Source organism: Streptomyces otsuchiensis (assembly GCF_004305975.1).
GTDB lineage: Bacteria > Actinomycetota > Actinomycetes > Streptomycetales > Streptomycetaceae > Streptomyces > Streptomyces otsuchiensis.
The window spans coordinates 1-4,364 of record NZ_BHZI01000384.1; the positions used below are offsets into that span (position 1 = coordinate 1).

Sequence of the window (4,364 nt, forward strand, 5' to 3'; positions counted from 1 at the left end):
GTGTCGGTGAGGGGGTCGGTGGTGGTGGGGGTGGTGAATCCGGGCCAGAGGAGGGTGATCTGGGATTGTTCGGGGAGGGAGCGGAGGTTCTGTCCGCGGGTGAGGAAGCGGACGGCTTCCTGTCCGGAGAGGGTGCGGGGCTGGGTGGGGTTGCTGTTGAGGTGCAGTTGGGGGGCGGTGTCGGTGCCGCGGCCTATGAGGGTGAACTGCGGTGGTGTGGGGTTCTGTTCGCCGTGGGTGGTGCGCAGGTGGGCGTCGACCGCGTTGGCCATGGCGCCGACCGGGCCGACGGCGTTCTGGTCGAGGTGGACGAAGAAGGTGGAGGTGATCTGCCGGCTGGTTCCGTCGACGACGACGCGGGAGGCGATGTCGCCGGAGGCGTGGACGGCGCCGTCGCCGAAGGTGATGGCGGTGGCCGGGTCGCCGGTGTGGTTGCCGGGGTCGGTCGGTATCCAGTGCTCGCGGCCCTGCATCCCGCGCGGGTCGGCCAGGACGCTGCTGCGGTCGGCGTCGTGAGGTGACGTGCCGAGGGAGAGCTCCTGGTTGGTGGACCAGACGCGGTGGCCGGTGGCGTTGGCCAGCAGCGCGGCGAGGTGGTGGCCCGGGTCGGTGGTGAGCAGCGCGATCTGGGAGTGGCCGGCGCTCCCGTTGTCGCGGCGGATCAGCTGGGCGAGGACGGGGGCGGTGACCTCGGCGGTGGTCCCGTCGCCGAGCCGCACCCGGTAGTGGCCGCTGTCCGTCCGCACGAAGCCGACGGCGTAGGTGTTCGCCGCCCACGGCGGGGTGTGCTGGGTGACGGCTCCGGTGCCGGTGCGCACCGCGACGGTGGACAGGTCCACACCCGGGTCGTCGCCGCTGAGGGTCCGGCCCTGGAGAGCGCCGCCGGGGGTGTCGAGCCTGCTGTGGCCGCCGAGCGCCCCTGCGGTGAGCAGGCGGAGCACGGCGGCGTCGGTGAGGGTGCCGATACCGCGGGCACGGGCGTCCCGCGCCGCGTCGAGTGCCTGGAGGACGTGGGCGGGGGTCAGGTCGCCGTGCGGCCGCTGGAGCAGGTCGCGGGTCAGCTGCCGCAGCTCCGTCGGCCCTTCGCGGAACGCCGGGTCACCCGCGCGCAGTTCCTCGGCGAGCCGCACCCGCTCCACCAGTTCGCGCAGGCGGGGCGCGTCGTCGCGTAGCCCCGGCCCGAACACGTCCAGCAGCTGGTTCTCCCGCTCCAGCGTCGCGTCCTGGTACGCGGTGAACTCCCGGGCCGCGTCGAGGACGGTCTCGTCCCGGGCGGTCTCCCGCCGGGGGTTGGGAGTGGGCAGCGTGGTCTCGTTGCGGACGGTGCCGGGGACGGTGCCGCGTTCGCCGTAGAGGTGGACCAGCAGCTGGAACAGCTCGCGGGGGATGTGGTGCAGCGGCGCGTCGGAGGCGTTTTCGGGCGGGACCGAGGAGACGTCGAGGTCGGTGTTCTGCCGCACCCACGCGGCGCCGCTGTTGCGCACGCCCGGGCCGGTGATGTCGTCGCGGTTGACGTCCAGGTAGGCGTTGGTCAGTTCGGCGAAGAACTCGTGCGCGTTGGTGGCCGAGTAGTTGGGCCGCGTCCAGCTCCCGTCGGGGTTGCGGCGGGCGAACTCGCCGTTGGGCCAGGGAAACCCGCGGTGGTTCGGGTCGCGGAGGATGCGCTGGATCTCCGCCGCCTCGTTCGGCTGCCCGGCGACCGCGGCGATCTCGCGCTCGATCGCCTCCCGGCGCAGTGTCTCGGCGGCGCGGGCCCGGTCGAAGGTCTGCCGGATGATCTCCCCGGAGTCGCGGAGCAGCGTGTCGTCCCCGGTGTAGTCGGTCAGCGCGACATGGATGGCGTGGGCCGTCTCGTGGGTGACGACCGACACGCCCTCGCCGAACCGCTCGAAGGGGCCGACCCCGCCGAGCAGGGTCTCCTCGCCGACGAACGTCAGCCCGGCGAGGTCCTTGGCCAGCCCGCGGACCGGGGTCAGCGACGGGTCGTCGCGCAGGGTCCGGTGCATCGGGGCGACATCCACCAGCGAGGTGGTGCGCGGCAGGACCGTCATCTGCGTCCGCTGCTGGAGCAGCACCTCGGTGACATCGGGGTTGACCAGCATGTCGGCCACCCGGCGGCGCATCATCTGCCGCGCGCTGACCGGCTGTTCGACGCCGGGCGCGGTGCGCACCATGAGGACGGCGGCCAGCTCGGCGAACTGGGCCGGCGGCAGCGTCCGGCGCTGCTCGGCGACCCAGGCGGGGTCGCCCATCAGCGCGTCGCGCTGCGCGGGCGTCCGGCGGGCGATCTCGGCGATGTACGCGGTCGACTCGGCGCGGTGCGGGTCGGCGACCGTGTCGCGGGTCCCGGCGGCGCCGGCGCTCTCGGTCGCGAAGTCGGGCGCGTCCGGGAGGCTCGGGGTGCGGGAGAGTTCGGACAGCTCCGAGCTGGAGTCGGCGTCCCGCATGTCGGTGTCGGTGTCGGTGTCGCTGTCGCCGGGCCGCGCGGCGTAGTAACCGCCGGGTTCCGCCGCCCGCCCGAGCGCCCGCTCCCGCGCGTGGTGCAGCGCGAACTCCAGCGAGGTCAGGTCGAAGGGGACCCCGGTGTAGCCCTGCCGTGCGGACTCGTCCGCCACCAGCCTCTGGAGCTCAGCCCAGGTCAGCGGTCCGGCCTGCGGGTTCAGGGCGAGGCGCTCGTTCTCCAGCGCGGCGAAGCCGTACAGACGGGCGCTGTACGCCTGGTTCCGTGCCGGGTCGACGTCGATGTCCCGGTCGCCCAGGGTCCGCAGCGCGCGGACCCAGGTCAGCACGCGGGTGGCGGGGTCGGAGGCGCGCGGGGAGAGACCGGTGTGCGTGGTGATGGAGTCGCGTGTCTCGGCGTCGGGCTCGGGGTGGAAGGCGTGCACCGTGCCGTCGGGCTGGCCGGCCTGCTCCATCAGCACCAGGCGCGGCGGGAGGCCGTCCTCCGCGCCGCGCAGTTCCATGGACCGGTCGGCCGCCCACACGGTGCGGCCGGTGGAGTTGGCGACGTGCTGCGGCACCGGGACGTCGTGAAGGGGGTCCCGGGTGGGATGCATGGTCGCCGACTCGCAGGAGACCAGCCAGATGCCGTGATCCGCCGGCAGGGTCTCGATGCTCTTGCGGCGCGCCAGGAACCCGCCGAGCGCGGGGCCCCGCAGATTGTGGCTCGCCGACCGGCCGGGCAGCTGCGCGAGGTCGGTGCGGCCGTGGAGGAACGCGGCGTAGGTCCCCGCCAGTGGCTGCGCCATCCGCGTCAGGCCGTACTCCTCGCCGAGACGCAGCCCCATCGGGTCGGTGTCCCTGCGGTGGCTGAAGTGGGCGACCGCCGACATCTGCCGGACATCGCCCTCCACCATGGCCATTTGATCCGGCGGCAGGAAGACGCTGCCGACGCGCCCCGCTCCGCCGTCGGTGACGGCCCAGGAGCGGACGCTCCGGTCGCTGTGCCGGTGGCCGCGATTGTCCCGCCAGTCGGCGTTCGGGTCGTCGGGGAGCATCCCGGGGTAGCTGGCCGACCACTCGCCGTAGGGCGTGTTGTCGGCGCTCCGGTACTGGACGGGGACGCTGCGGCCCGCGCTGTTCTCCGTAGGGCCCCAGCGGAAGGCGCCGTCGTTGGACCAGACCCGCACATTGGCGGCGTCCGCGACCCTTCGCGCCAGGTAGGTCGACTCGCCCGGGAGGGCGAGGACGACATCCGCTCCGGCCGGGCGGTCCGGGTCCATGGAGATGAGTCGCGCGAACATGCCGTCGTTGATCTCGACCGGGCCCCGCGGCGAGTGTATGCGCACCCGGCCGGTACCGGCCCGTTCCGCGGCGTAGACGAACGAGTTGCCCGGCCATGGCGGGGCTGCCTCGACGGCGGCCGGAACCGAGCTGCGGCTCCTGCCCGTGGTGAGGTCCATGCCCACGTGCCGCAGCGAGACACCGGCGGGCATGGTGCCGTTGGTGAGGTCGCGCCCCAGCGCGGAGCCGGTGGGGGCGCGCAGCGTGGCGGCCGCCAGGACGTCCATCCGCTGGAGCCTGTACAGCGCGATGGTGGAGACACTGTCGGCGAAGCCGCGCCGGTTGGCGCTGGCCGCGATGGACAGGGCGGCGCGGATGTCGTCGCGGGAGACATGGGCGTCCGGGGGAAGTTGGAGAACGGTCCGCGTGATCCGCTTCAGGTCGTAGTCCACCGGCCGGAACGGCGCGTCGAGGGCGTCCAGCGTGGCGTACAGCTGCCGGAAGTCGTCCGCGCGGCGCACCCTGCTGCCGAGCGCGTCGGTCAGGATGCCCTCCAGCACCTCGCGGCGGGAGGGGCCGGGCGCCGGCAGCGCGCCGGGGGTGACGTTCCGGTCCGGGGCGGGCGCGTCGCTGTCGGGGTG

Annotated in this window: 1 protein-coding gene; it reads right to left on the reverse strand. The window is 73.9% G+C overall.

The features are described from left to right. Positions 1-4,364, reverse strand: a 4,364-nt coding sequence (locus E0D90_RS23970; RefSeq protein WP_130800053.1) for a lonely Cys domain-containing protein, incomplete at both ends; no start/stop codon positions are given.